This window comes from Gemmatimonadota bacterium, from assembly GCA_040882465.1.
Taxonomy (GTDB): domain Bacteria; phylum Gemmatimonadota; class Gemmatimonadetes; order Longimicrobiales; family Gaopeijiaceae; genus JBBEBG01.
In genome coordinates, this window is the sequence record JBBEBG010000039.1 from 35,370 (window position 1) to 57,247 (window position 21,878).

The 21,878-nt window shown below is 67.7% G+C and carries 22 protein-coding genes; 13 read left to right on the plus strand and 9 right to left on the minus strand.

Annotated features, from left to right (window positions below; genetic code table 11):
- Positions 1-2 precede the first annotated feature (2 nt).
- Entirely contained in the window at positions 3-1,460 is a 1,458-nt protein-coding gene (pabB, locus tag WEG36_15065; GenBank protein ID MEX1258915.1) for an aminodeoxychorismate synthase component I, read from the minus strand.
- Between the two features lie 140 nt (positions 1,461-1,600).
- On the opposite strand from pabB, the gene WEG36_15070 reads away from it, so the two are divergent.
- Both WEG36_15070 and WEG36_15075 read left to right on the plus strand, forming a co-directional pair.
- Positions 1,601-2,005 carry a hypothetical protein gene (locus tag WEG36_15070; protein ID MEX1258916.1) on the plus strand — a complete coding sequence of 135 codons (405 nt, stop codon included), beginning with the start codon at positions 1,601-1,603 and terminating at the stop codon, positions 2,003-2,005.
- An 11-nt stretch (positions 2,006-2,016) separates the two neighbouring features.
- Positions 2,017-3,291, plus strand: coding sequence for a patatin-like phospholipase family protein (locus tag WEG36_15075; protein ID MEX1258917.1), 1,275 nt, complete (start codon positions 2,017-2,019; stop codon positions 3,289-3,291).
- Here WEG36_15075 and WEG36_15080 read toward each other — a convergent pair.
- The 3 genes from WEG36_15080 to WEG36_15090 are packed head-to-tail and all read right to left on the minus strand — an operon-like array spanning position 3,224 to position 5,179.
- Positions 3,224-4,051 carry a HAMP domain-containing sensor histidine kinase gene (locus WEG36_15080; protein MEX1258918.1) on the minus strand — a complete coding sequence of 276 codons (828 nt, stop codon included), beginning with the start codon at positions 4,049-4,051 and terminating at the stop codon, positions 3,224-3,226. The two genes, WEG36_15075 and WEG36_15080, sit on opposite strands and share 68 nt — an antisense overlap.
- Positions 4,048-4,521 carry a thioredoxin-dependent thiol peroxidase gene (gene bcp / locus WEG36_15085; protein ID MEX1258919.1) on the minus strand — a complete coding sequence of 158 codons (474 nt, stop codon included), beginning with the start codon at positions 4,519-4,521 and terminating at the stop codon, positions 4,048-4,050. Before bcp ends, WEG36_15080 begins: the two co-directional genes overlap by 4 nt.
- Positions 4,522-4,540: 19 nt before the next feature.
- On the minus strand, positions 4,541-5,179 hold the full coding sequence (locus WEG36_15090) for a hypothetical protein (GenBank protein MEX1258920.1): 639 nt from the start codon (positions 5,177-5,179) through the stop codon (positions 4,541-4,543).
- A gap of 422 nt (positions 5,180-5,601) precedes the next feature.
- Here WEG36_15090 and WEG36_15095 point away from each other — a divergent pair, with 422 nt between their 5' ends.
- The 4 genes from WEG36_15095 to WEG36_15110 all read left to right on the plus strand — a co-directional run bounded on the left by WEG36_15095 (position 5,602) and on the right by WEG36_15110 (position 8,421).
- Entirely contained in the window at positions 5,602-6,246 is a 645-nt protein-coding gene (locus WEG36_15095) for a sigma-70 family RNA polymerase sigma factor (protein MEX1258921.1), read from the plus strand.
- 35 nt (positions 6,247-6,281) lie between these two features.
- Entirely contained in the window at positions 6,282-6,731 is a 450-nt protein-coding gene (locus WEG36_15100) for a hypothetical protein (GenBank protein ID MEX1258922.1), read from the plus strand.
- A gap of 77 nt (positions 6,732-6,808) precedes the next feature.
- Positions 6,809-7,087, plus strand: a complete 279-nt coding sequence (locus WEG36_15105; protein ID MEX1258923.1) for a hypothetical protein — start codon at positions 6,809-6,811, stop codon at positions 7,085-7,087.
- Positions 7,063-8,421, plus strand: a complete 1,359-nt coding sequence (locus WEG36_15110; protein MEX1258924.1) for a dipeptidase — start codon at positions 7,063-7,065, stop codon at positions 8,419-8,421. Before WEG36_15105 ends, WEG36_15110 begins: the two co-directional genes overlap by 25 nt.
- 16 nt (positions 8,422-8,437) lie before the next feature.
- On the opposite strand, the gene trpE is transcribed toward WEG36_15110, so the two are convergent.
- Complete coding sequence (gene trpE, locus WEG36_15115; protein ID MEX1258925.1) at positions 8,438-9,940, minus strand: anthranilate synthase component I; 1,503 nt, start codon at positions 9,938-9,940, stop codon at positions 8,438-8,440.
- Between the two features lie 94 nt (positions 9,941-10,034).
- Here trpE and WEG36_15120 point away from each other — a divergent pair, with 94 nt between their 5' ends.
- Positions 10,035-12,023: a hydantoinase/oxoprolinase family protein gene (locus WEG36_15120; GenBank protein ID MEX1258926.1), complete on the plus strand. Its 1,989-nt coding sequence runs from the start codon at positions 10,035-10,037 to the stop codon at positions 12,021-12,023.
- A 41-nt stretch (positions 12,024-12,064) separates the two neighbouring features.
- Here WEG36_15120 and WEG36_15125 read toward each other — a convergent pair whose 3' ends face one another.
- The gene (locus tag WEG36_15125; GenBank protein MEX1258927.1) at positions 12,065-14,350 is read right to left on the minus strand and encodes a metallophosphoesterase; all 2,286 of its coding nucleotides are present in this window, start codon (positions 14,348-14,350) and stop codon (positions 12,065-12,067) included.
- Between the two features lie 39 nt (positions 14,351-14,389).
- Positions 14,390-14,872 carry a flavin reductase family protein gene (locus tag WEG36_15130; GenBank protein ID MEX1258928.1) on the minus strand — a complete coding sequence of 161 codons (483 nt, stop codon included), beginning with the start codon at positions 14,870-14,872 and terminating at the stop codon, positions 14,390-14,392.
- Positions 14,873-15,002: 130 nt separating this feature from the next.
- Between WEG36_15130 and WEG36_15135 the strand changes: the two genes are divergently transcribed.
- Genes WEG36_15135 through WEG36_15150 form a run of 4 tightly spaced genes read left to right on the plus strand, consistent with a single transcriptional unit; the run spans position 15,003 to position 18,767 of the window.
- Positions 15,003-16,046 carry a hypothetical protein gene (locus tag WEG36_15135; GenBank protein ID MEX1258929.1) on the plus strand — a complete coding sequence of 348 codons (1,044 nt, stop codon included), beginning with the start codon at positions 15,003-15,005 and terminating at the stop codon, positions 16,044-16,046.
- A complete protein-coding gene (locus tag WEG36_15140; GenBank protein ID MEX1258930.1) occupies positions 16,046-16,993 on the plus strand; it encodes a helical backbone metal receptor in 948 nt (315 codons plus the stop codon). The genes WEG36_15135 and WEG36_15140 overlap by 1 nt, the downstream gene beginning before the upstream one ends.
- Entirely contained in the window at positions 16,990-17,994 is a 1,005-nt protein-coding gene (locus WEG36_15145; protein MEX1258931.1) for an iron ABC transporter permease, read from the plus strand. The genes WEG36_15140 and WEG36_15145 overlap by 4 nt, the downstream gene beginning before the upstream one ends.
- Positions 17,991-18,767, plus strand: a complete 777-nt coding sequence (locus WEG36_15150; protein MEX1258932.1) for an ABC transporter ATP-binding protein — start codon at positions 17,991-17,993, stop codon at positions 18,765-18,767. Before WEG36_15145 ends, WEG36_15150 begins: the two co-directional genes overlap by 4 nt.
- 99 nt (positions 18,768-18,866) lie before the next feature.
- Here WEG36_15150 and WEG36_15155 read toward each other — a convergent pair whose 3' ends face one another.
- A complete protein-coding gene (locus WEG36_15155; GenBank protein ID MEX1258933.1) occupies positions 18,867-19,814 on the minus strand; it encodes an NAD(P)-dependent alcohol dehydrogenase in 948 nt (315 codons plus the stop codon).
- A 298-nt stretch (positions 19,815-20,112) separates the two neighbouring features.
- Positions 20,113-20,943: an NAD(P)H-binding protein gene (locus WEG36_15160; protein MEX1258934.1), complete on the minus strand. Its 831-nt coding sequence runs from the start codon at positions 20,941-20,943 to the stop codon at positions 20,113-20,115.
- A gap of 207 nt (positions 20,944-21,150) precedes the next feature.
- Here WEG36_15160 and WEG36_15165 point away from each other — a divergent pair, with 207 nt between their 5' ends.
- Together WEG36_15165 and WEG36_15170 are read left to right on the plus strand one after the other, a co-directional pair.
- Positions 21,151-21,393 (plus strand): DUF6364 family protein, encoded by a 243-nt coding sequence (locus tag WEG36_15165; GenBank protein ID MEX1258935.1) that lies wholly within the window; start codon positions 21,151-21,153, stop codon positions 21,391-21,393.
- Entirely contained in the window at positions 21,390-21,797 is a 408-nt protein-coding gene (locus WEG36_15170) for a PIN domain-containing protein (GenBank protein MEX1258936.1), read from the plus strand. The genes WEG36_15165 and WEG36_15170 overlap by 4 nt, the downstream gene beginning before the upstream one ends.
- The last annotated feature ends 81 nt before the right edge of the window (positions 21,798-21,878 follow it).

The following is a 21,878-nucleotide window of genomic DNA, read 5'->3' on the forward strand; positions in this document are numbered from 1 at the left end:
TCTCATCCCCATCCGGGGGAGATCGCCTGAAGGAAGGCCCGCGCCTTGTCCTCCGTTTCCGCCCACTCGGCTTCCGGATTCGAAGCGAGGGTGATCCCACCCCCCGTCCCATAGTGCGCCCGGCCGTCGCGCAGCACCGCCGTCCGGATCGCCACCGAGAGCTCCGCATCACCGTGGAATCCGAGGATCCCCAGTGCGCCGGTGTACACTCCTCGTCGCACCGGTTCCAACTCGCGAAGGATTTCCATCGCGCGGATTTTCGGGGCGCCGGTGACACTCCCTCCGGGGAATGTCGCTCGAAGCAGGTCCATGATCGTCTTGTCGGGTCCGAGACGGCCGGTCACGGTGGAGACGAGATGGTGCACGGTCGGGTGCGTCTCCACGGTGGCGAGCCGGGAGACGGCGATCGAACCCGGGAGCGAAACGCGAGAGAGGTCGTTTCGGAGGAGATCCACGATCATCACGTTTTCGGCGCGGTCCTTGTCGCTCCCTGCGAGGTCGCGCCGAAGGACCTCGTCTTCCTCGGTGGTTCTCCCGCGCGGGCGCGTCCCCTTGATCGGCGAGGTCGCAATGCCGCGGCCTCGAAGCGAAAGGAAGAGCTCCGGGGAAATCGAAGCCACTTCCGCGTCTCCGCAATCCAGGTAGGCCGCGTAAGGGGCAGGGCTCGCCTCCACCATCGCCCCGTAAAGCTCCGTTCCGGACATCGCGGTCTGGACCGTGAGCCGCCGCGTCAGATTCGCCTGGAAGAGGTCCCCGGCGCGAATGTATTCCCGAATCCTCTCGACGCCGGCCAGGAAGGCATCCCGCTCGAGGGAAGAGGTCCCGGGCGCGACCGGAGAGGGCGCCCTCGACTTCGAGCCCTCCATCGAGCGCGAGGCGGCCCCCGGCACTCTTACTCGCTCCGCGAGCCGCTCGAGCCGCGCGACGGTCTCTTCCTTCGTCCGACCGGGAAGGACGGACGCGACGGCCGCGCACGACCCCCGGTTCCGATCCCATACGACCGCCGAGTCGTAAACGCCGAACCAGGCATCGGGGATTCCGAGGTCGTTCGGACGGGAGGGAGGGAGGTGTTCCAGATAGTCCCCCGCCTCGTAGCCGAGGAACCCGATGACGCCGCCGGCGAAGGAAACGCCGTCCGAGGGCGGCGGCATGTGCCAGCGGGCAAGGAGGAAGTCCAGACCCGCGAAGGGGTCGGCGAGGGGCTCAGCATCCTCCATCGCCCCCGTCCCCGCGACCCGTGTCCTCCCTCCGGAGGACCGGAGCACGGCGATCGGGTCGGCCGCGACGAAAGAAAAGGTCCCCTCTTCTCCGGCGCTTTCGAGGAGGACCCGCCCGGGAAGCCCCGCGAGCCGTTTCAGGGCGTCGGACGGAGCAGGAGGCGAGTCCAGCTCGATCCTGAGGACGACCCCGGGATTGTCGCGCCCAAATGGGGTTCCAAGGCGGGAAGAGGGGACGTTCATCGGCGGATCCTACCGGAGCTTCAGGGGGTGCAGCAAGGCGCGCCGCGCGGTATCCTTCCCTTTCCCGGTCCGGACCGGTCCCCCGCGCGGGGCTTGTCCACCCGCTCCCGCGCCTCGCGCACACTTGCACAGGGAAACCCATGCTCACCGGACTGCTCCACGCGCACTCGGGCCTTAGATACCTGATCCTCATCGCGGGAGTCGTGGCTTTCGCTTACTCTCTCTTCGCGGTACTGACGCGCCGCCCGTACGACCGGGGTCTCCGGGCGACAGGCGCGTCCTTCGCCGGGCTCCTGCACCTCCAGGTCCTCCTCGGCTTCATCATGATCGTCTCGGGAGAATTTTATTCGGCGCTGATCGGCCACATCTTCATGATGTTCTTCGCGGCGGTGACGGCCCAGGTCCCCGTCTCCGTCATGCGCCGCCGGCCGCCCGAGGCGCGAACCGCACTCCCCCACCTGATCGCCGTGACGATCGCGGGGGTGCTCATTTGGGGAGGGGTCAGGGCGATCGGCCGGGGGGTCCTCACCTCCACGGTCTTTTAGCGGGACGGCGGATGGCGCAGACGGGAGCGCTCACGGGCGGGACAGACCCGGAGCCTGGCCCGCTGGGGCTCGTGATGGGAGGCGGGGGCGCACGCGCCGCCTACCAGGTTGGGTTTCTTCGAGCACTCGCCCGGGCCGTGCCCGATCTCGAGGTCCCCATCATCACCGGCGTCAGCGCGGGGGCCATCAATGCCGCCCACCTCGCCGCCCACTCCGGGACCTTCCGCGAGGCAGTCGAGGACCTCGCCAAGCTCTGGGAGTCGCTGACGATGGAGCAGGTCTTCCGCATCTCCCCGGGTCGGCTCAGTTGGAACGTGATGCGGTGGGGAATGCAGCTCGTCTCGGGAGGGCTCGGCGGCCCGCCGAAGGTCCGTGGGCTCGTGGACACCGCGCCCCTCCGCACCTTTCTCGAGACGGCACTGGGAGTGACCGAAGGCCGTATTCCGGGAATCGACGAAAAGGCCCGCGCGGGTCGCCTCCGGGCCGTCGCCATCAGCACGTCGTCTTATTCGACCGGACAGTCGGTGACCTGGGTGCAGGGAAGCGCGGCGTGCGAATGGCTTCGCCCCCAGCGCCGGGGAAAGCTCTCCGAGATCGGGGTGGATCACGTCATGGCCTCCGCGGCCCTCCCCCTTTTTTTTCCGGCGGTCCAGATCGGGAACGAGTGGTACGGAGACGGCGGGATCCGCCTCTCCGCTCCTCTTTCACCGGCTCTCCATCTCGGAGCGAAGCGCATCCTCGCGATCTCGACGCGATTCCGGCGGCTCCCGCGCGAAGAAGAAGATCCCGCGATCCACCAATATCCGCCGCCGGCACAGGTCATCGGCTCGTTAATGAACTCCGTTTTCCTCGACCTCCTCGACCAGGACGCGTGGCGGGTCGAGTTGATGAACGACCTCCTCCGCCGCATGGAGCCCGAGGCGAGGGGGGACCTGCAGGTGGTGCGGCTCCTGACCCTTCGCCCTTCCAGGGACCTCGGGCGGCTGGCCGGTGACTTCGAGTTGGGGCTTCCCCGGACCTTCCGCTTCCTTGTCCGCGGGCTGGGAACGCGTCAGACGAAGAGCCCCGACCTCCTCTCTTTCCTTCTCTTTCAGCCCGAATACCTCCGCATTCTCCTCGAGATCGGGGAGCAGGACGGCGAGGCCCGGATTGGAGAGATCGAAGAGCTGGTTCGGGGCGAGTCCCGGGGGGAGAAGGGAACGGTCGCGGCCGGGACCCTTACCTCGTCCCCCCAACTCGCCGAAGGAGAATCTCCACCTCCGCACCCCCCCCTTCGCGATTCCTGAGGGTCAGGGTCGCGTCCTGCTTGGCGAGGACCTTTCGGGCATGGGTGAGGCCCAGACCCAGCGCGTCGCGATCCGTGGTCCAGAACGGCTCGAAGGCGCGGTAGAGGGCGTCGGGGGTGAATCCGGGCCCTCGATCCCGCACGAAGAGCTTGACCCGGTCTCCCGCCGACTCCGCGACGACTTCCACGGTGCTCCCCTTCCCGAAGCGACCCGCATTGGCGAGAAGGAGGTAGAGCGCGTCCTTGAACGCCTCCGGCGCGACGTGGGCGGCGAGGACCTCGGCGGGGGCACTGAATTTCACCGGGACTCCAGTGTCGAGCGCAAACTCCCGCGTCACCGCCTGCACGATGGCTCCCAGATTCTCCGTGCCGGGCACCTCGCCTTTCCGGTCCTTCGCGAAAAAAGCGAGATCCTCGAGCGCATTCGTCGCGTCGTCCAGGCGGGCTCCGCCCTCCGGCCTCGCGCGCGCAGCCTGGAGGGGTGCGAGGACCGCCTCCTCGAGGTAGCGAAACAGCCCGCGGATTGCTGCGTCCGGGTCGCCGGCCTCGGAAGGTCGTCCCGCACCGCGGGAGATCGCCGCACGGAGCTTCGCGACCTCCGGCGGGTCTTCCGCCTGAGCGGCTGCCGAAACGCCGGCACCTTCCGCCTCCCGCACGAGGCGCTCCACGGCGCGCCCGAGTCGCCCGTCGCCTCCCCGTGTGAGGAGGATGATCACCACCACGACGAGGAGCGCGACGAGGACCCAGGGGAGCCAGGTCATGGCGTACCCGCCCGGATCGCGGCGACGACCTCGTTCGCGTGTCCTTCAGGATCCACTCGCCGCCACACCTTCCGCACGATTCCGGATTCGTCGATGAAAAAAGTGCTCCGCTCGACTCCCCAGTAAGTGTTGCCGTACATCATCTTCTCCCTCCAGACGCCGTAGTCTTCCGCGACGGAATGATCCTCGTCCGCCAGGAGCGGAAAGTTGAGTCCGAGCTTATCTCGAAAGTCCGCGTGAGACGGGACCGGATCGGGGGAGACGCCGAGGACGGAGACCCCCTCGTTCGACAGCCCCGGTAGGGCATCCCGGAAGTCGCACGCTTCTTTCGTACACCCGGGGGTATCGTCCTTTGGATAGAAGTAGAGGACGACGCGCCGTCCCCGGAATTCGGAAATCCGAACCCTCCCGCCGTCGTCCGCCGGGAGCTCGAAGTCGGGTGCGAGGTCTCCCTCCATCGGCTCTGCCACGGGATCCCCACCCAATCCGCTAGTTGGGGTCCGGGCATGATGGCGCCGGCACCCGTCGAGCCTCGTTCGAGAGTGTCCCTTCCTCGATCGACCAGAGGCAACGGAGGTGGCCCCGGGCCCGGCATTCGGGATGCGTCACCCTGGCCTGGACCTTTTCGTACGCCTCGAGCACGGCCTGGGAAAACCCGGTGACGAGCGCACATGCCCCGCCTCCCGGGTCCCCCTCCAAAAGCACGTCATGCACGGCCTCGAGCCGAAACGAAGGGCCCGCGGACTTCACGAGAGCCCCTCCGAACAGAGCGCGGAGGCGGGCCTGTGTGCGCCGCCGCGCCAGCCCGAGCACCATTTTCGGGGGCAGAATACGCCGCCATGCGGGAGCTCCGTCAACCGCCGTCAGGGAGCGCCCCACTTCCTGAAACACCTCGTCCGAGTCGGGGCGGCGCGTGACAAGCCGGATCAGATCGGTCACCTCCGCCTCGGGAATCCTGCGTCCGCGCTTCGCTTCCTGCTGGTAACGGTAGATCTGCGAGCGGACGACCCCCGAGAGCCCGAAGCGCCGCGGAAGGGTCTCGGTCACATTCTCGTCGTCGAGCACTTCTCCCGGGCGATCGTGATCGCGCAGGGCTTCCAGGAGGGCGAGCGCCACCCGGGCGTGCACACGGCGTCCGCGCGATTTCATAAGGTCGGAGACGACGGTGGAGTTCGACTCGGTTGCCGAGGTAGATCTGAGCTCTGCTGCCATGATCCGGACGGAGGAGTGGCGATCGCGGTCGGTGGAATCTGGTCCCGCCGGGGGGCGACGGCAACGACTTGACATCGCCCTGATGTCCCGAACACGGACCCCGGTGAGCCCGGCCCGGGCTCGTGGGAAGCCCGCCGTCGCTTTCTCATGGTGCCGGCGCTCACCTTGAAAATCGGGCCGATTCGCCCCATATTTGTTCTTGATCGTCGCGTGGATGCACGATTCCCCTTTCTCCGGGGCAAACGACACTCAAAGGGCCCGTGCGGACGGTACGGTGCCCTTTTTTGTCCCCTCCCACGCCGCGGTCGCATTCACCCCCACGAGGAATTCCCACGGACATGTCCGAGCTCTCTACAGACCGGCACGAAGCCCCTCACCCCGACGCCGCGGCCGCGCACCGCGGACTCGACGAGTTGAGCGATGAGGAGCTGGTCACAGCCCATCTGGACGGCCGTCCCGGGGCCTTTCAGGAGCTCTTCGATCGTTATCGGGACCGACTCGTCCATTTCATCACCCGCAAAACAGGCGATTCGGATCGCGCACAGGATCTCGTCCAGGAGGCGTTCATCCGGGTTACCCGCCACCTGCACCGCTTCGACACGAGCAAGAAGTTCTCGACCTGGATCTACACGATTGCGAGCAATCTTTCGAAAAACGAGCTCCGGAACCGCTCCCGCAGCCCGCTCGTCCTTTTCCAGAAGCTCACGAACAACTGGGACGACGACCATCGCCCGCTCCAGTTCGAGGACGCGAGCATGCGCCCCGACGACCTCTACCGCAAGCGCTTTCTCCAGCGCATCGTCGAAGACACGGTGGAAAAACTTCCCGAGCACCACCGCCTCGTCTTCCGGCTCCGTGAGCTGGAGGGGAAGAGCTACGAGGAGATCTCCGAGATCACGGGCGTGAACCTCGGTACGGTCAAGAGCCGCCTCCATCGGGCGCGGAACTCCTTCGCTCAGAGGATCGAGCACCTCCTGAACTGAAGAGGTCACGGCCGTAGTCCACCTGCCGACCTTTCATGTTCGAAGCTCTTCGGGAAGCCTTCCGTCAGGCCGTCGAGAACTTCCGGGAAGAGCTGGGGCGCGACGAGGCCCCAGGCGCGCTCGCCCGCATCCACCGCACGCTCTCTCGGGAGCTTTCCCGAGCCGAAGGGCGGCTCCGCTCGCTCGAATCCGATCTGGAGAAGGTTCGGAAAGAGGCCCACGCCGAAGCGAATGAGGCCGCAGTTTGCCTCCGCCGGGAGGAGCTGGCCGTCCGGATCGACGATCTGGAGACGGCGCGAGTCGCCCGGGAGTATGCTGGGCGCCACCTCCGCCGCCAGGAGATCCTCGAGGAAAAGGGGCGGGTCCTCGCCACCGAGCTCCATGACCGCCGCGACGAGCTCATGGACATGAAGGCGCGTCTCGGTGAGCTCCTTGCCGACTCCGACGGGGCGCCCGGGGTGGCCGGGCTCGGGGACCCGGGATAAATTTCCCGCGCGAACGATCGGGTGGCTCGGGGGGATCTTGCAGCCGGGCACAGTTGGACGCTCAAGCCGGGTGGACCATGGAAAATTGGATCGGGGTTGGGATCTGGATCGTCCTGGGGGCGGTCATCGGCCTTGTGATGAAGGTCTTGAAGCGGGGTGGTGCGGACCGCCCAGGACACACGGCCATTCTCGCCATTTTCGGTGCCTTCGGCGCGGTGGTCGGCGGGATGCTCGGCGTCGGCTCGTTCCAGTTCGAGGACCCGAGGGCCCTGAGCATCGGCGGGATGGCCGGCGCGGTCTTCCTGAGCGCGCTCCTCACCTGGATCTACCGTTGGGGCACTCGCGCCCTGATCTGACGCCGCACGTCGCCCGGTTTCGGGACGAGCTTTTCGAATTCCTCCGGATCCCTTCGGTGAGCGCCCGCGCCGAGCGCGGGGGCGATACACGCCGGGCCGCCGAGTGGGTCGCCGAGGCGCTCCAGCGCGCCGGCCTGGAGGCCGAAGTCGCCGAAACGGGCGGCCACCCGGTCGCTCTCGGAGAATGGCGCGGGGCCGGCCCTGGCGCACCGACCCTCCTCGTTTACGGACACTACGACGTCCAGCCGGCGGAGCCCCTCGAACTCTGGACTTCCGCGCCCTTCGAGCCGGAGCTGCGCGACGGGCGCATCTACGCGCGGGGCGCCGCCGACGACAAGGGACAGGTTTTTCTCCACCTGAAGGCGCTGGAGCTCCTCCTGGCCGACGGCGGGACTCTCCCGGTCAACGTCGTTGTCCTGATCGAAGGCGAGGAGGAGATCGCCTCGCCCAATCTTCTCACTTTCGTGGAATCAAATCGCGAGCGGCTCGCCGCGGACGCGGTGCTCGTCTCGGACACGGCCATGTTCGCGCCCGGAGTCCCCGCTCTCGTGATCTCCCTTCGAGGGCTCGCTTACTTCGAGCTCCGCGTCCGGGGCACCCGTGCAGACCTCCACTCGGGGACCTACGGTGGCGCGGTTCCGAATGCCGCGGCCATCCTCGTCGAGATCCTCTCCACCCTGCACGACGCCCACGGCCACATCCTGATTCCGGAGTTTTACGATCGGGTCGCGGAGTGGGAGAGCGAGGCGCTTCACCGCCTGCGCGAGCTCCCCTTCGACGACGAGACGTTTCGTGAGGAGGCCGGAGCGATCGCGCTCTCCGGAGAGGCGGGTTACTCGACGCTCGAGAGGCTCTGGACGCGCCCGACCTGCGAGGTGAACGGCCTTCTCGCCGGATACACGGGCGAGGGGGCGAAAACCGTCCTTCCGTCACACGCGCTGGCGAAGGTGAGCTTCCGGCTCGTTCCGGATCAGGACCCGAAGGAGGTCGAGCGGCTTTTCCGGGCGCACGTCGCGCGCGTCGCTCCCGCGGAGGTGGAGGTCGAGGTCGTGCCGCTGCACGGGGGAAGACCCTGGCGCGCCAGCACCGAGGGGCCCGTCTTCGAAGCGGCCCGGGGGGCGCTGGCCAGCGTTTACGGGAAGGAGCCGGTCCTCATAGGCGACGGCGCTTCGATCCCGATCGTCGCCGGCTTCGAGCGCGTCCTGGGGACTCGCTGCGTCCTCATGGGATTCGGATACCCGGGCGCGAATCTGCACGCCCCCGACGAATGGTTTCCCGACGCGCAGATCGAGAAGGGGATCGCCTCGCTTTTGGAGTTCTACCGGCGGCTCTGACGAGCCCGCTCCGGGATCACTCCTCCGGATGCCCCACCATGACCCCTGCGCGAAGGAGGGCGCGCGCCTTGTTCAGCGTCTCCTCATACTCCGTTGCGGGATCGGAGTCGGCGACGATCCCGGCACCGGCCTGCACGAAGGCGCGCCCGTCCACGGCGAGAACGGTGCGGATCGCGATGGCGGTATCCATCGTCATTCCGCCGTACCCGAGATAACCCACCGCTCCGGCATAGGGGCCACGGCGCGTGGGCTCGAGTTCCTCGATGATCTCCATCGCGCGGATCTTCGGCGCACCGGAAACGGTCCCCGCGGGAAAACATGCGCGCAGCACGTCCATCGCCCCGAGCCCCTCCTTCAACTCGCCTTCGACCTGAGAGCAAATGTGCATCACGTGAGAGTAGCGCTCGACCGCCATGAGCTCGGGGACGCGCACCGTCCCGAAACGGGCGACGCGTCCCACGTCATTACGTCCGAGGTCCACGAGCATTCGGTGCTCGGCAAGCTCCTTCTCGTCAGCGAGGAGGTCGAGCTCGAGGGCGCGGTCTTCCGCCTCATCGCGTCCCCGGCGACGCGTCCCCGCGATCGGGCGCACCGTGATGGTCCCTCGGTCCACCCGGGTCAGAACTTCCGGGGAAGCGCCCACGAGGCGCACGCCATCCAGCTCGATGTAAAAGAGGTAAGGGGAAGGATTCAGCGAGCGGAGTGCGCGGTAGAGTTCGAAGGGCGAGCCGTCGAGCTTCATCCCGAGCCTCTGGCTGAGCACGACCTGGAAGGCGTCCCCGGCCAGGATGTATTCGCGGATCCGTGCGACCGCCGCCTCGTATTCCGCCCTTGTCATCGTACTCTCGAAGGGAGGATCCTCCGGCGGCTCGGCGCGGAGGACCAGAGGGGGCGGGGGCGACCCTGCGTTCAGGCGCTCCACGACCCCGGCGATCGCCTCTTCCGCCTTCCGGTATCGCACGCGCAACTCGGCTTCCGAGAGGCCCGGCTCCACTTCGACGGCCCGGATCGCCATCGCCCGCCCGAGCAGGTTGTCTATGGCGAGAACCATGTCCGTGAAGATCAGCTCGGCGTCCGGAATCCCGAGGTCGTCGCGCGCCAGCTCGGGGAGACGCTCCACCTGGCGGATCACATCGTAGCCGAAATAACCGACCGCCCCTCCCCAGAAGCGGGGAAGGCCGGGGACGGGCGCGGGGACGCGGTCGCGCAGGCGCGCGTCGAGATCGGCGAGGGGATCCGTCGTTTCGACCTCCTCCCAACCCTTCCCTGGGGTCCACCAGGAAACTGCATTCCCTTTGAGCCGCCAGGCCGCCGCGGGCTCCGTTCCGAGAAAAGTGTACCGGGCCCACTTCTCCCCTCCGACCACCGACTCGAGGAGGAATCCGAAAGGCGGCCGCGCGAGCTTCTGATAGGCCGTGACGGCGGTCTCGGTGTCGAAGAGGAAGTCGCCCCGCACGGGCACGATCCTGGCCGTGCGCGCGTAGTTCGCGAACTCTTCGAAGGAAGGGATGAGCTTCATGAGGGAACGAAAGTTGACGGGCGGCGGGGCGATCCGGTAGCTCGGAAGGGGTTTCGCGAACCGGAGGGCGGGAATGTCCCCAGGTGAGGAGATAATGTCAACGTCGCTCCTGGCGATCGATACCGGAGGGACCTTCACGGACCTGCTTCTCTTCCACGAGGGGTCCCTCACCGCCCTGAAACTTCCTTCGACCCCCGCGGACCCCGCGGAGGCCGTCCTCGCGGGAATCCGGCGCATCCTCGCGGAACGAGCGGCGGAAGAGCTCCTCCTCTCCGGGGACCTCGAGATCGTCCACGGGTCGACCGCCGCCACGAACGCCCTCCTCGAGCGGAAAGGTGCGCGCGTCTTCCTCGTGACGAATTCCGGGTTCGAGGACGTGCTCGAGATCGGACGCCAGGACCGCCCCCAACTTTATGCCCTCGTCGGGCATCGGCCGCCGCCTCTGGTGGACCGCGACCACCGACTCGGAGTCTCAGGGCGACTCGGCGCGGACGGATCGGAAATCGAGCCCCTGGACCCCGACGAGCTCGCAGCCCTCCCGCCCCGACTCTCGGCCGCCGAGTCGGTCGCGGTCGTGCTGCTGCACAGCTACGCGAACCCCATGCACGAGGAGGCCGTCGGTCTGGCCCTCGAACCGATCTCGGTCCCCCTTTCCATTTCTTCGAAAATCCTCCCCGAGTTTCGCGAATTCGAACGGACCTCCACGACGGTCGCGAATGCTTACATCGCACCGCTGATGAGGCGGTATCTCGAACGTCTCGCACGCGAAACCGGCGGCGGACGCATCCGTATCATGGGATCGAACGGCGGCGCTCTTCCGCTCGCGCGCGCCGCGACGGAACCCGTGCATACAATACTCTCGGGGCCGGCGGGGGGCGTCGTCGCCGCGCTCGAATGGGGGCGACGTTGCGGGAAGGAGCGCCTCCTCTCCTTCGACATGGGCGGGACCTCCACCGACGTGAGCCTCATTCCCGGATCGCTCCTCCACACGCGGGAGGGACGGGTCGGGGGGATCCCGATTGCGATTCCCCTCCTCGACATCCACACGGTCGGCGCGGGGGGCGGTTCGATCGCCCGCGTGGACCCCGGCGGGGCGCTCCGCGTCGGGCCGGAAAGCGCCGGAGCCGTCCCCGGCCCGATCGCTTATGGAGACGGTGGAGCAGAGGTGACGGTCACCGACGCGCACCTCTGGCTGGGGCGACTGCCGTCCGCCAGCCTGGCCGGGGGCCGGCGACTCCTGGACCGGACGGCGGTCGCGGCCCCGCTGGCGGAGCTGGCCCGGGAAGCGGGTACCTCTCCGGACCAGGTCGCGGAGGGGGTGGTCGAAGTCGCAAACACCGCAATGGAGGGAGCCCTTCGCGTGATCTCGGTCGAGCGGGGGGTCGATGTCTCCGACTTCACCCTCGTCGCCTTCGGAGGGGCCGCAGGCCTCCACGCCGCCGAGCTCGCCGATCGCCTCGGGGTCGAAGGGGTCCTCGTGCCGCCGGCGCCGGGGCTCTTTTCCGCTTTCGGAATGCTCGTTGCGCCAAACCTCCGGGAGCGCCAGCGAACCGTTCTCGTTTCCTCTGAAGAGTCGGGGAGCGGCGAGGAGGTCGAGAGGATCCTTGCGGAACTCGAAGAGGGGGCGATGGAGGAGATGCTTCGGGAGGGCGCGCCTCGGGACCGGCTCACGTCCCGCCGGTGGGTGGACGCCCGGTACCGCGATCAGAGCTTCGAGCTCCGCGTCCCGGCGGTTCAATGGGCGACTCGCTTCCAGGAGGCGCACGAGGCGCGATATGGGTACCGGCGCGAGGGTGTCCTGGTGGAGGCGGTGACGCTCCGGGTTCAGGTGGAGTCCCCCGGCGCGGAGATCGCCACAGCCACCCTGCGGGAGCCGGAAACCGCGGCAGGCGCCGCACACACCACGGTCTTCTGGAGGGGGGAGAAGATCGAGGCTGCCGTGGTCGCGCGCGGGAGTCTCGAGGAGGACCGGGCCATCGCCGGGCCCGCCATCGTCACCGAATACAGCGCGACGACCTGGTGTCCCCCCGGGTGGCGGATCCGGCGCGACACGCTCGGTGCACTCCACCTGTCGCGGAACTGAGGCCGGGTCGCCGGTCCTCCGCTCGACCGGCCCCCTCCCGGTCATCCCTCCTCGGGGATCGAAAGTCCAGGGGAACCCGAAGGAATCCGGCGCACGATCCAGCGCCCCCGCCCGTCCAGGGTGAGCTCGAGGACCCGCGCCATGCGCTCGGGGAGATTCTCCGCCACGGAGGGCGGCGCGACGACGAGGGCGAGGGCCCCTTCGGGGACGCGCTCCGCAACGACTTCAATCGCGGCCGAAGCCAACGGTTCGCCCCCATGCCCGCCGAGCTCGGTCAGGAGCAGGGGGCCCGGCTCACCCGCGCTCCCCTCCCCAGACTCCCACGCAGAGAAGCGGATCGCGAAACGAAGGGCCGTGAGATCCGTCCCTTCCGGCACCTCTTCCCGCCCCCCCGCGCCCACGGCCAGGAGGCGCCCCTCTCGCACCCGCACCCCCGAGATCCGTCCCTCCGTCATGGAGGAAAGGAGGTTCGCGGTCCTGCGCAGAACGGCGCGTGCTCCGGGGAGCGCCTCCAGTGCAGGTCCGCCGGTCGTTCCAGCTGCGCCGGGCCTCTCAAAGCCCTCGCGGGGCGGCGACTCTCGACCGGCGGCGTGGTGCTCGCGGGCGCGCTGGACCCGCTCGGCTTCTTCTTCGACGCGCGCGTGGAGTCGGAGCGAGTTCTCCTCCATCGCCTGAAGCTCCTTCGGCTTCTCGTCGAGCTGCGCACGCCTCTTCTTCCACCACTTCCCGTCCTGAATGACCGCTTCCATCTCGTCGGAAAGGGTGGCCATAAGCCGTCCCGCTTCCGATCCGAGCGGCCGTCCGCAGGTGGGGCAGCGGCTCTCCTCACCCCGGGCTTCGAGAAGGCGGATGCGATTCTTCAGCTCACGCGCCCGGTCGCGGTAGTCGAGGAGTTTGGTATCGGCTTCCTGGCGGTCGCGCGCCCACTCGAGCGTTCGGGCCTCCAGGTCCCCGGTCGCCTCGATGGAATCCGCACGCAGCTCCGTGAGAGCGTTCGCCATGGCGGCGACGCCCGCCTCCGGCGGCTCCGCGAGGCCATCTCCCGGCAACGCGGCTCCAATTTGTGGCGGCGCCGGCGCCCGGTGGACCAGGATCGCGCGCAGGAGCTCCGCCGGATCGCCATCGGGGAGTGTGGGGAACGGGATGGTCCCGTCCCCGACCCGAAGGACTTCCAACGCAGGGAGTGGCGGGTAGCCCCCGTCCGCCGATTCGTCCGGCCCGCGCAGCGCCCGGACGATCCGCGTCCGGTCCGCCTCCGTCGGGGCGGTGAGGAGGACGACTCCGAATCCGAGGGGAACCTCGGTCGGCACTCCCTCCTCGGAAACGCCGAAGCGGAGGGCGAATGTCTCGGAGCCCCGGGGAGAACGCCGCGTCGCAGCCGGAGCGCTCTCTCCGAGAAGGTGGAACTCCGCGAAGGCCGCCCTCCCTCGGATCGCGGAGAGAAGCCCCTCCGAGACGCCGTCCCCGGGGGCGAGGACATCCCCCCGGAGGCGGATCCGGACGATCCTTCCTTCCGTGCCCCCCGGGATTCCCTCGAGGAGCTCGCGAAGCCTTCGTGTGCCGGTATCCGGATCGGAGGAGGAAACGCGGACCGGCGCGAGGTCCACGACGGGGCGCCCGGGAACCGGGTGAAACTCCGTCGTCCCGCCCTCCAGGTCGAAGCTGAGGAAGCCACGCTCCTCGGTCGCCTGGTGCCAGGGGTTCCGCCCGGGACGCTCGAGCGCCCCGGCCGACCAGGCGTTTGGGGCCCAACGCATGGCTTCGTGGGGTCCGCCGACGGCGATGTAGCTCCACTCCGCGGGTCTTACGGGCAACGCCGAAGGAGCGTCGGTCACCCGGCCCCGAATGACGAGAATGTTCCAGCGGGCGCCGGGGTCCGGACGAAGCGCGGGAAAGGGTGGGTCCAGAATCGCCCGTTGAGGAACGAGCAACACATGGATCCCCGCCTCGCGGAAGCGCACCGCTCTCGGCGCACCCGCCGCCGCCTCGACGCCGGGAAGGCCGTCCAGGACCGCGAGGGGTCCCGGATCGGCCGGATTCCGCGGGGTGTCGCGTTCGCCCGCGATCGCGAGGAGCTGGGTCGCGGGCAGGTGAGAGCGAAGGATGCCGAGCCCTCGCTGAAGGGCGAGGTACGCGGTGTTCGGGGGATCTGGGCGATCGAAGAGATCGCCGGAGAGGAGGACCAGGTCGGGCGCCAGGCGGACGATCTCCTGAACCGCCCAGCGGAAGGCCCCGGCCAGATCCCGCTCCCGAAGATTCCACCCCCTCTCGGCGCGGGGGAAGGCCCGGAAGCCGAGATGGAGGTCGGAGAGGTGGACGAGGCGCACCGTCCTCCTAAAGGCCTTCGGGACGCGCCGCGGGGGCGGTCACGGTTCGAAGGTTCCGTACTCTCCCCGAAAGAAGAGAAGGGGCGAACCGGTCTCGTCGGCCCCGAAGGCAAGAACTTCGCCGATCAGGATCGTGTGATCCCCCGCGTCCACGGGCTTCCAGAGCGCGCACTCCAACCAGGCGAGGGGGTCGGGGAGGAAAGGGACACCGCCGAGGGAACGGCGCAACTCGAGCTCTCTGAAGCGCTCCCCGGGCACCTCCGCGGAGAAACGGCGAGCGAGGGCCTCCTGCTGCCCCCGGAGGACCGAGATTCCGAACCGGCGCGTCTCGAGAATCGCCGCGAGAGAGGCGGATCCCCGGTCGAGGCAGACCAGAACGAGTGGCGGTCGCAGGGAAACCGAGGCCATCGAATTGGCCGTGAGGCCCACCGGAGCTCCGGCGGCGCCCGCCCCCGTGACGACCGTGACTCCCGTGGTGAAGTGCCCCAGCACGCTTCGGAACGAATCGCTTGGGTCGGCCATCCCCCTCCTTCCGATGGACCGGCGGACCTTTGCGCTCCACTTTCCGCTCGGGTAACTTCATGACTCGGGCCTTTCCCGCTCCCGACCAGTGTTCGGAAGTCGCTCGCGGCCGCCCCACCCCGGAAACACCATGCACGCCAAGGGATTTCCCTCCTTCCTCGTGCCCGTGATGATAATCGCGAGCTCCGGGTGCGACAACGTGGAGTTCGGGGGGTTCCAACTGGAGCTCCAGGCGCCGGCTCCGGCGCAGGGCATGCCCACCCAAATCGTTCTGCCGGACTCCCTTCCCACTCCTCTCGCCCCGATCCAGACCGGTCCGGTCCTCTACCTGGTGGAGCGGGGCGAAGGGTCCGAAGCATCGCTCGTCGCCGTCGCCTCCTTCACAGACGAAGGGTACGAGCCCCTCCCCGACTCCGAGGAAGTGCCGGAGATGGTGGAGCGGTTCGCGATCGGCCGCTTCGAGCGTGCGACCGAATTCGTCCTTCTCTCCCGGGGCGCCCGCGCGGGGACCTTCATCGCGGACGGCTTCGCGGCAGCGGACGAGTCGACCTGCCGCCTTCGCCCCAGCGCGAGCGGGAGGGTCGAGATCCGCCCCGAGGCTTCGGGGGAACGCCGCTTCCTGGCGGTTGCGAAGGACGACCTTTTTGCGGTCGGGCTAGAATCGGCCGCCGAATCCGCGCCCCTCCCCGCCTCGCCCGGTATGGCGGCGCTCGATCCCGGATCCGTCACCGCCGCGCAGATCGCGATCCCGGCCATGAACGTCCCTTGGCCCGCCTCCATTCCGGGCGCCCGCCGGGACCTCCAACCACTCGTATTCGACGGCGGCGCGACGCAGGGGCTCGCAGCTTCCTTCGTTTACGGCGGCGAGATGGACATCGGCCCCGAAGTCCCGGTCGCTTATGGCCTCTTCATCGCCTCGGCCCCCGTGGGCACGCGTTACGAACCCATCGTGGCCTGGTACCAGCGAGTCGGGCAGGACGGAAAGGCGTTCGCCCGGCTGCTCGGGGCGCACGATCTGCAAGGGGCCGGCGCCCCGGACCTCCTCCTCGAGGTCTTCGGCGAAGAAGCGCGGTGGCTCGCCCTACTGGGAACGCGCGAAGGCGAGTGGTCCATGCTCTACCAGGATCCCTGCGGCGTGCCGGCCGCTCGGGGAGGGATCCGGACCTTCCGCTGATGCGGCGAATCGCCGCCGCCACACCGATCGCCCGGGAACGCCCCTCGGACCGCCGCTGCCTCGGGAAAGGTCTCTTTCTGGCGGCCGCGCTTTTGGCCGGCGGGTGCGGCGGATCGGAACAGGAGGGGGCGCGGAGCGATCGAGGGGGACGGGCGACGCCCGAGCCGTCCCAGGGGTTCCCCGTCACGGTCCGCGACGACGGGGGGCGCGAGGTCGTCCTCCCGGCTCCCCCGCAGCGCATCATCTCCCTCGTCCCTTCCGCGACGTCGATCCTTCTCGCCCTGGGCCAGGAGGCGCAGTTCGTCGGACGCACCGACTTCGACGACGAGGCAGCCGTCGCGAGTCTCCCCTCCGTGGGCGGAGGGCTGGGATCTTCGATCGAGACCATCGTCTCGCTCCGGCCGGATCTCGTCGTCCGCTTCGAGGCCGGCTCGGACGCCACGACGCCCCGCCGGCTGGACGCCGCCGGAATCCCGCACTTCTCGATTCGCCCCAATGGGATCGAAGATGTCATGCGGATTATCGGCCTCCTCGGCCAGGCCGTGGGGGAGGTGGAGGCGGCGGACTCGATTCGCGCCTCCCTCAGAGACGAGCTCGATGAGGTCGCCCTCCGCGTCGCGGGGGCGCCCCGGCCCCGCGTGGCGATCCTCGGCGGCGATCCGCCTCTCGCCGCAGGGCCCGAGACCTTTCTCCACGAGCTGGTCGAGCTCGCCGGTGGAGCAAATGTCTTCGCCGACGCCGGAGCGCTTTACGCTCCCGTGAGTGTGGAGGCCGTTCTCGCTCGCGATCTGGACCTCCTGCTCGTCTCCGAAGGCACACCGGTCCCACGCGCTTTGGAGGCCATTCCCCTGAGGCGCATTCCCCTGGAGGTCGAGATCCCCGGGCTGGGGCTGGGCGCATCGGCCCGGATCCTCGCGGGCCTCCTCCATCCGGGCCTCACTCCGTGAGCCGGACCCGCGGGACCGGAGGAACCGCGGTCGTTCTCCTCCTCGCGGTCGTGGCGGTCGCCTTCCTCCTGAGCGTCCGCTTCGGGAGCGTGGAGATCACCCTCTCGGAGATCTTCGACGTCTTCGCCGGCCGGGGATCGGAGACGAATCACCTCATCGTCACCGAGCTTCGAATCCCGCGCGCGCTCCTCGCCCTTCTCGTAGGGGGCGGACTCGCCCTCGCCGGGGGCGTTTTCCAGGCCCTTCTCCGCAATCCGCTCGCGGAACCGTACATCATGGGGATTTCGGGAGGGGCGGCGACGGGGGCGGTCCTGGTCCTGGCCGTGGGTTGGGTCACCACGGTCTCCTGGGCACTTCCTCTGGCCGCCTTTGCCGGGGCGGCGGTGGCGATCCTCCTCGTCTTCGGGGTGGCACTTTCGGCCGACCGACGAATGGACGTTCGCGTATTGCTCCTGTCCGGCGTGGTCGTCGGCGCTTTTTTCTCGGCGTGCATCGCTCTCATCTTCGCACTCTCGAACGCCGCCACGCTGCGATCCGCCGTCATCTGGATGATGGGGAGCCTGGGTGGAGCCAGCTGGCAAACCGTCGCGATCGTCGCGGCCTATACCCTACCCCTGTCGGCCGTGTTGATCGGGCTCGCCCGCGCACTCGACCTCCTGGCGATCGGCGAGGAGACCGCGCGTTACCTGGGGACGCGAGTCGAGCGAGTGAAACGGACCGCGTACGGGGTCGCCTCCCTGATCGCGGCCGCCGGGGTCGCCTTCGCGGGAGTCATCGGATTCGTGGGACTGGTGATTCCACACGGTGTCCGAATCATCGTGGGCTCCAACCACCGTCTTCTCCTTCCGCTTTCCTTTCTCGCCGGGGGCGCGTTCCTCATCCTCGCGGATCTCCTGGCGCGCACCGTGGCCGCCCCCGCCGAGATTCCGATCGGGGTGATCACGGCCTTCGTAGGCGTGCCGGCCTTCCTTCTACTCCTTCGGCGGAGCCTGCGAGGGTGACCTTCGAGACCCACGATCTGGTCTTCCGATACGGACGAGGGCGCCCGCCGGCGCTCGACGGAGTGACCCTACGCGTGCCGGCCGGCTCCTTTTACGCGGTGCTCGGCCCGAACGGGTCCGGGAAATCCACCCTCATGCGAGCGCTCCTCGGGGCAGTCGCGCCCGAATCCGGGAGGGTGATTCTCGACGGTCGCGAGCTGGCCGCCTGGGGCCGGCGGGAGCTCGCGAAGGCGGTCGGAGCGGTCACCCAGTCGGAGTCGATCGCCTTCCCACTCACGGTGCGCCAGCTCGTGGAGATGGGACGATATCCTCACCTCGGGCCCGTTCGCGGCATGGGGCGCGACGACCTCGCCGCGGTGGAGCGCGCCCTCGAGCAATGCGACGCACTCGGGTTCGCGGACCGTGACGTGGGCACTTTGTCGGGGGGGGAGTTCCAGAGGGCGAGAGTCGCCCGTGCGTTGGCACAGGAACCCCGCGCCCTCGTCCTGGACGAACCCACTCAGTCGCTCGATGTGAGGCACGAGATGGAAATTCTGAGCCTCCTGAGGAAGGCGGCCGCGGGCGGGATGACGATCTTCCTGATCACCCACCATCTCGATGCGGCATCGCGATTCGCGGACCGGCTGCTTCTGATGGAAGGGGGACGGGTCGCCGCGGAGGGATCGCCGGAGGAAGTTCTCAGGGAAGAGAGCCTAGAGCGGATCTATCACTGGCCGATGTCGGTGCGCCCCGACCCGATCACCGGTCACCTTCGCGTGACCCCTCTCGGTTGACGGCCCCCCCGGGAAGAGAGCGGCCCCATTCGTGTGACCCGCGGCTCCCATCGTGACCTCCTCACACCCTCGCATCCCATGCCTCAGATCGCTCAGGCATTATGAGATGGGGTTCACGTTGATGACCACGTACCCGCGCTTGTGTCCCTGCTGCACATAAGCATGGGCTTCCACGATCCGGTCCAATGGGTATTCGCGGTCGACGAAGGTGTGGAGCTCGCCCCCGTCAGCCAATGAGGTCAGGAATTGCAGTTCCGCTGTCGTCATCTTCCCGACTAGATGAGCATGCTTCCGCACGTCGAGACTCTGGCCGGAGGGTGCCAAAAGCCTCCTGGCCAGAGCCGCCGGCAGTTTTCCGACGGCATCGAGGACCACATCGAAAGTTTCCGTGCAGGTTTCGAGTTCGTCCCTCGTGTAGTCGATGACCTTGCTCGCCCCCAGGGATCGCACCATGTCAAGATTCCCCGTGCTGCAAACGCCCGTGACCTCTGCGCCGAAATACCTGGCCAACTGCAAGGCGTACACGCCCACACTTCCCGAAGCTCCGTAAACCAGCACGCTCCGTCCGGGGCGGATGTCCGCCTTCCTGAGCATGCTCAAAGCCGTGAGTCCGCCCGTGGCGATGCCGGCAGCCGCCTCGGCAAAGCTCATGGAAGCCGGTTTATGCACAACGAGACCCTTTCGGACATCCCCGGCGTCCTCGGGCAGGCAGATGTATTCCGCATAGGCACCGAGGGCAAAGCCTGAAAAAGCCAGCACAGCATCACCGGGCTTGAATCTGCGGACCGCCTTTCCGACGGCTTCTACCCCACCCGAGAGTTCCATGCCCAGTACTTTGCGCTTCGGCTTCCGGATGCCCATATAAAGCCTGAAAGGAAGTTGCATCCAGAGAGGGAGAATCGCGCCACGGACTCGAACGTCACCGATATGGCAGGTAGTAGCGTGGATACGGATCAGCACGTCGTTGTCGAGTGGCGCGGGCTGGGGTAGCTCCGCCTGCTGTAAGACCTCCGGCGGACCGTATCTGGTGCAGATGATCGCTTTCATCGCATCGCGGTGCCAAAAAGGGAAACGCGCGAGCTATAAAAATCTCTTGAACGTAACTCGCACGTCGCAACGCCAGCACGTTTCCCGTTGGCCCACGGCGCCCGTGCGCCGTCGCGACCAAGCGATCACATCAAAGCAGGAGCACAGTGGCAGGCGAGTGCCATGCCGTCAGCGATCAGTTGCTCCTCGCGGCTATCAATGCCTCTCGATTCGACTCCAATATCTGACGTGCCGTCGTGCCCTCGCTTCCCGTGATGTCGCGGAAGTGTGTCGAGAGAGTCTCGCCGGACGGTGGGGGCTATGGGAGACTGGCAGCCTGCTCGGGCGTTGCGATGACGACCTCGATTTCTACGCCCGTGATCTCACTTGCGATCACCGCCAGATCACCGTCGGTGAACCGCGTTGGGCCCGTGATCTCATAGACACGGTTCTCGTGACCAGGGGTGGTAAGGACCGCTGCCGCCGCCGCTGCGCAGTCCTCCCGGGTCACGTATGCAACGCCCAGGCCGTCCGGCCGAACGACGACTTGGCCTCGGCGGACCATGGCCGCCGCCGCGCCGATGATGCGGTCACCGTACCACTGGTTCCGTAGCGAGGTCCATGCAACGCCGCTCGCGCGCAGGTCCGCCTCGGTAATTCGATGGTCCACTGCGATGGGCGACTCGTTTCGATCGGCATCCACAAAAGACGTGTAGACGATGTGACTTACCCCCGCTGCAACGGCCGCGTCGATTGCGGTCTTCTGGAGCGCCGCACGCTCGGTGGCCACGCGGGGATCCGGATTGCCGCGGGTATTCAGACTGATCATCACCATCCGATCCCCTCCTGCGTACGCCGCGGATAGAGACTCCGGCTGTGTGAAGTCTCCGAAGCGAGTGCTCGCCCCCATCGCGGCGTAACGCTCGAGGTCCTCGGGCGTCCGGCTCACAAGGATCAGATCGCCCGGTGCAACGCCCCGTGCCAGCAGGTCCTCTACAATCAGCCCGCCCAGCTGACCGGAAGCGCCCGAGACGATGATCTTAGGGGGCGGCACCTGCTGCGCGGCGCTCGCGGTCGCCACGGACAGGAGGGCTAAAGCCTGGAGGAAGGTGCTACGGACTAGCCCGGCGAGTGCGATCGTACTTCTCATCCTCAACTCCGTGAAGAGACGTGGTTATCGGTTTCGATGCGATTTCAGATAACGGTTCAGGGTTGCGATGGAGGCCCAAAGGGCCGGAATCGGCAACCCGTTGTTATGCGCTGCAGGGCCTCGTCGACGAGCCAACCCTCGCCGCCACTTGACCGCCGTCCACGCTATGCGCATCATTGTGGTGTACTTATGCGCACGGAGGCACCCATGTCCAAACAACGACTCAACATCACGGTCGACCCCGACGTCATTGAGCGGGCTCGTCGGTACACTCAGCGCCACAACACCAGCATTTCCAGGCTCGTCACCGAGTTCTTGGCTCATCTCCCGGCCGGGGACGAGTTCGAGGAAACCCTGACCCCTACGGTCCGGCGCCTCCTGGGAGTGGCAAAAGGCGCGGGTGATCGCGAAGACTACCGGCGGCACCTCGTAGAGAAGTACGGCCAATGAGGCTGCTCCTCGACATTAACGTCCTTTTGGATGTCGTGCTCGAGCGCGATCCATGGGCCCGGCCCGCAGCGGAACTCCTCGCAGCTCTCGAAACGAACCAGGCCCAAGGCTTCGTCGCGGGCCACACCCTTCCCACAGTCTACTACGTCGTCGCCAGGAGCCGAGACCGAGACACGGCCATCACGGCCATGCATGACCTTCTCCGCCTTCTCGAAGTGGTCCCGGTCGAAAAACAGGACTTCTACCGCGCGCTATCCCTGCCGCTGAACGATTTCGAGGATGCGGTACAAGCCGCCGCCGCGTTCCGAATCGATGCGGAGTACTTGGTCACGCGCAACGAACCAGACTTCAAGGGCGCCTCCATCGCCACAGCCACCCCAACCACCATCCTCTCTCTCCTCTGATCCACGCTCCTCATCACAAGGCCCTGTGGCGGTAGAGTCGAGCCCGGGCGCCGCGGTGGCAGGTCATGCTTCGATCCGTAG

What these genes read in the sequence shown, in the direction of transcription:
- WEG36_15095 (MEX1258921.1), top strand. Translation starts at nt 5,602, where the DNA reads ATGTCCGAGCTCTCTACAGACCGGCACGAAGCCCCTCACCCCGACGCC.
- WEG36_15080 (MEX1258918.1), bottom strand. Translation starts at nt 4,051, where the DNA reads ATGACCTGGCTCCCCTGGGTCCTCGTCGCGCTCCTCGTCGTGGTGGTG.
- WEG36_15105 (MEX1258923.1), top strand. Translation starts at nt 6,809, where the DNA reads ATGGAAAATTGGATCGGGGTTGGGATCTGGATCGTCCTGGGGGCGGTC.
- WEG36_15070 (MEX1258916.1), top strand. Translation starts at nt 1,601, where the DNA reads ATGCTCACCGGACTGCTCCACGCGCACTCGGGCCTTAGATACCTGATC.
- WEG36_15165 (MEX1258935.1), top strand. Translation starts at nt 21,151, where the DNA reads ATGTCCAAACAACGACTCAACATCACGGTCGACCCCGACGTCATTGAG.
- pabB (MEX1258915.1), bottom strand. Translation starts at nt 1,460, where the DNA reads ATGAACGTCCCCTCTTCCCGCCTTGGAACCCCATTTGGGCGCGACAAT.
- WEG36_15155 (MEX1258933.1), bottom strand. Translation starts at nt 19,814, where the DNA reads ATGAAAGCGATCATCTGCACCAGATACGGTCCGCCGGAGGTCTTACAG.
- WEG36_15075 (MEX1258917.1), top strand. Translation starts at nt 2,017, where the DNA reads ATGGCGCAGACGGGAGCGCTCACGGGCGGGACAGACCCGGAGCCTGGC.
- WEG36_15170 (MEX1258936.1), top strand. Translation starts at nt 21,390, where the DNA reads ATGAGGCTGCTCCTCGACATTAACGTCCTTTTGGATGTCGTGCTCGAG.
- WEG36_15120 (MEX1258926.1), top strand. Translation starts at nt 10,035, where the DNA reads ATGTCAACGTCGCTCCTGGCGATCGATACCGGAGGGACCTTCACGGAC.
- WEG36_15140 (MEX1258930.1), top strand. Translation starts at nt 16,046, where the DNA reads ATGCGGCGAATCGCCGCCGCCACACCGATCGCCCGGGAACGCCCCTCG.
- WEG36_15130 (MEX1258928.1), bottom strand. Translation starts at nt 14,872, where the DNA reads ATGGCCGACCCAAGCGATTCGTTCCGAAGCGTGCTGGGGCACTTCACC.
- WEG36_15135 (MEX1258929.1), top strand. Translation starts at nt 15,003, where the DNA reads ATGCACGCCAAGGGATTTCCCTCCTTCCTCGTGCCCGTGATGATAATC.
- WEG36_15100 (MEX1258922.1), top strand. Translation starts at nt 6,282, where the DNA reads ATGTTCGAAGCTCTTCGGGAAGCCTTCCGTCAGGCCGTCGAGAACTTC.
- trpE (MEX1258925.1), bottom strand. Translation starts at nt 9,940, where the DNA reads ATGAAGCTCATCCCTTCCTTCGAAGAGTTCGCGAACTACGCGCGCACG.
- WEG36_15160 (MEX1258934.1), bottom strand. Translation starts at nt 20,943, where the DNA reads ATGAGAAGTACGATCGCACTCGCCGGGCTAGTCCGTAGCACCTTCCTC.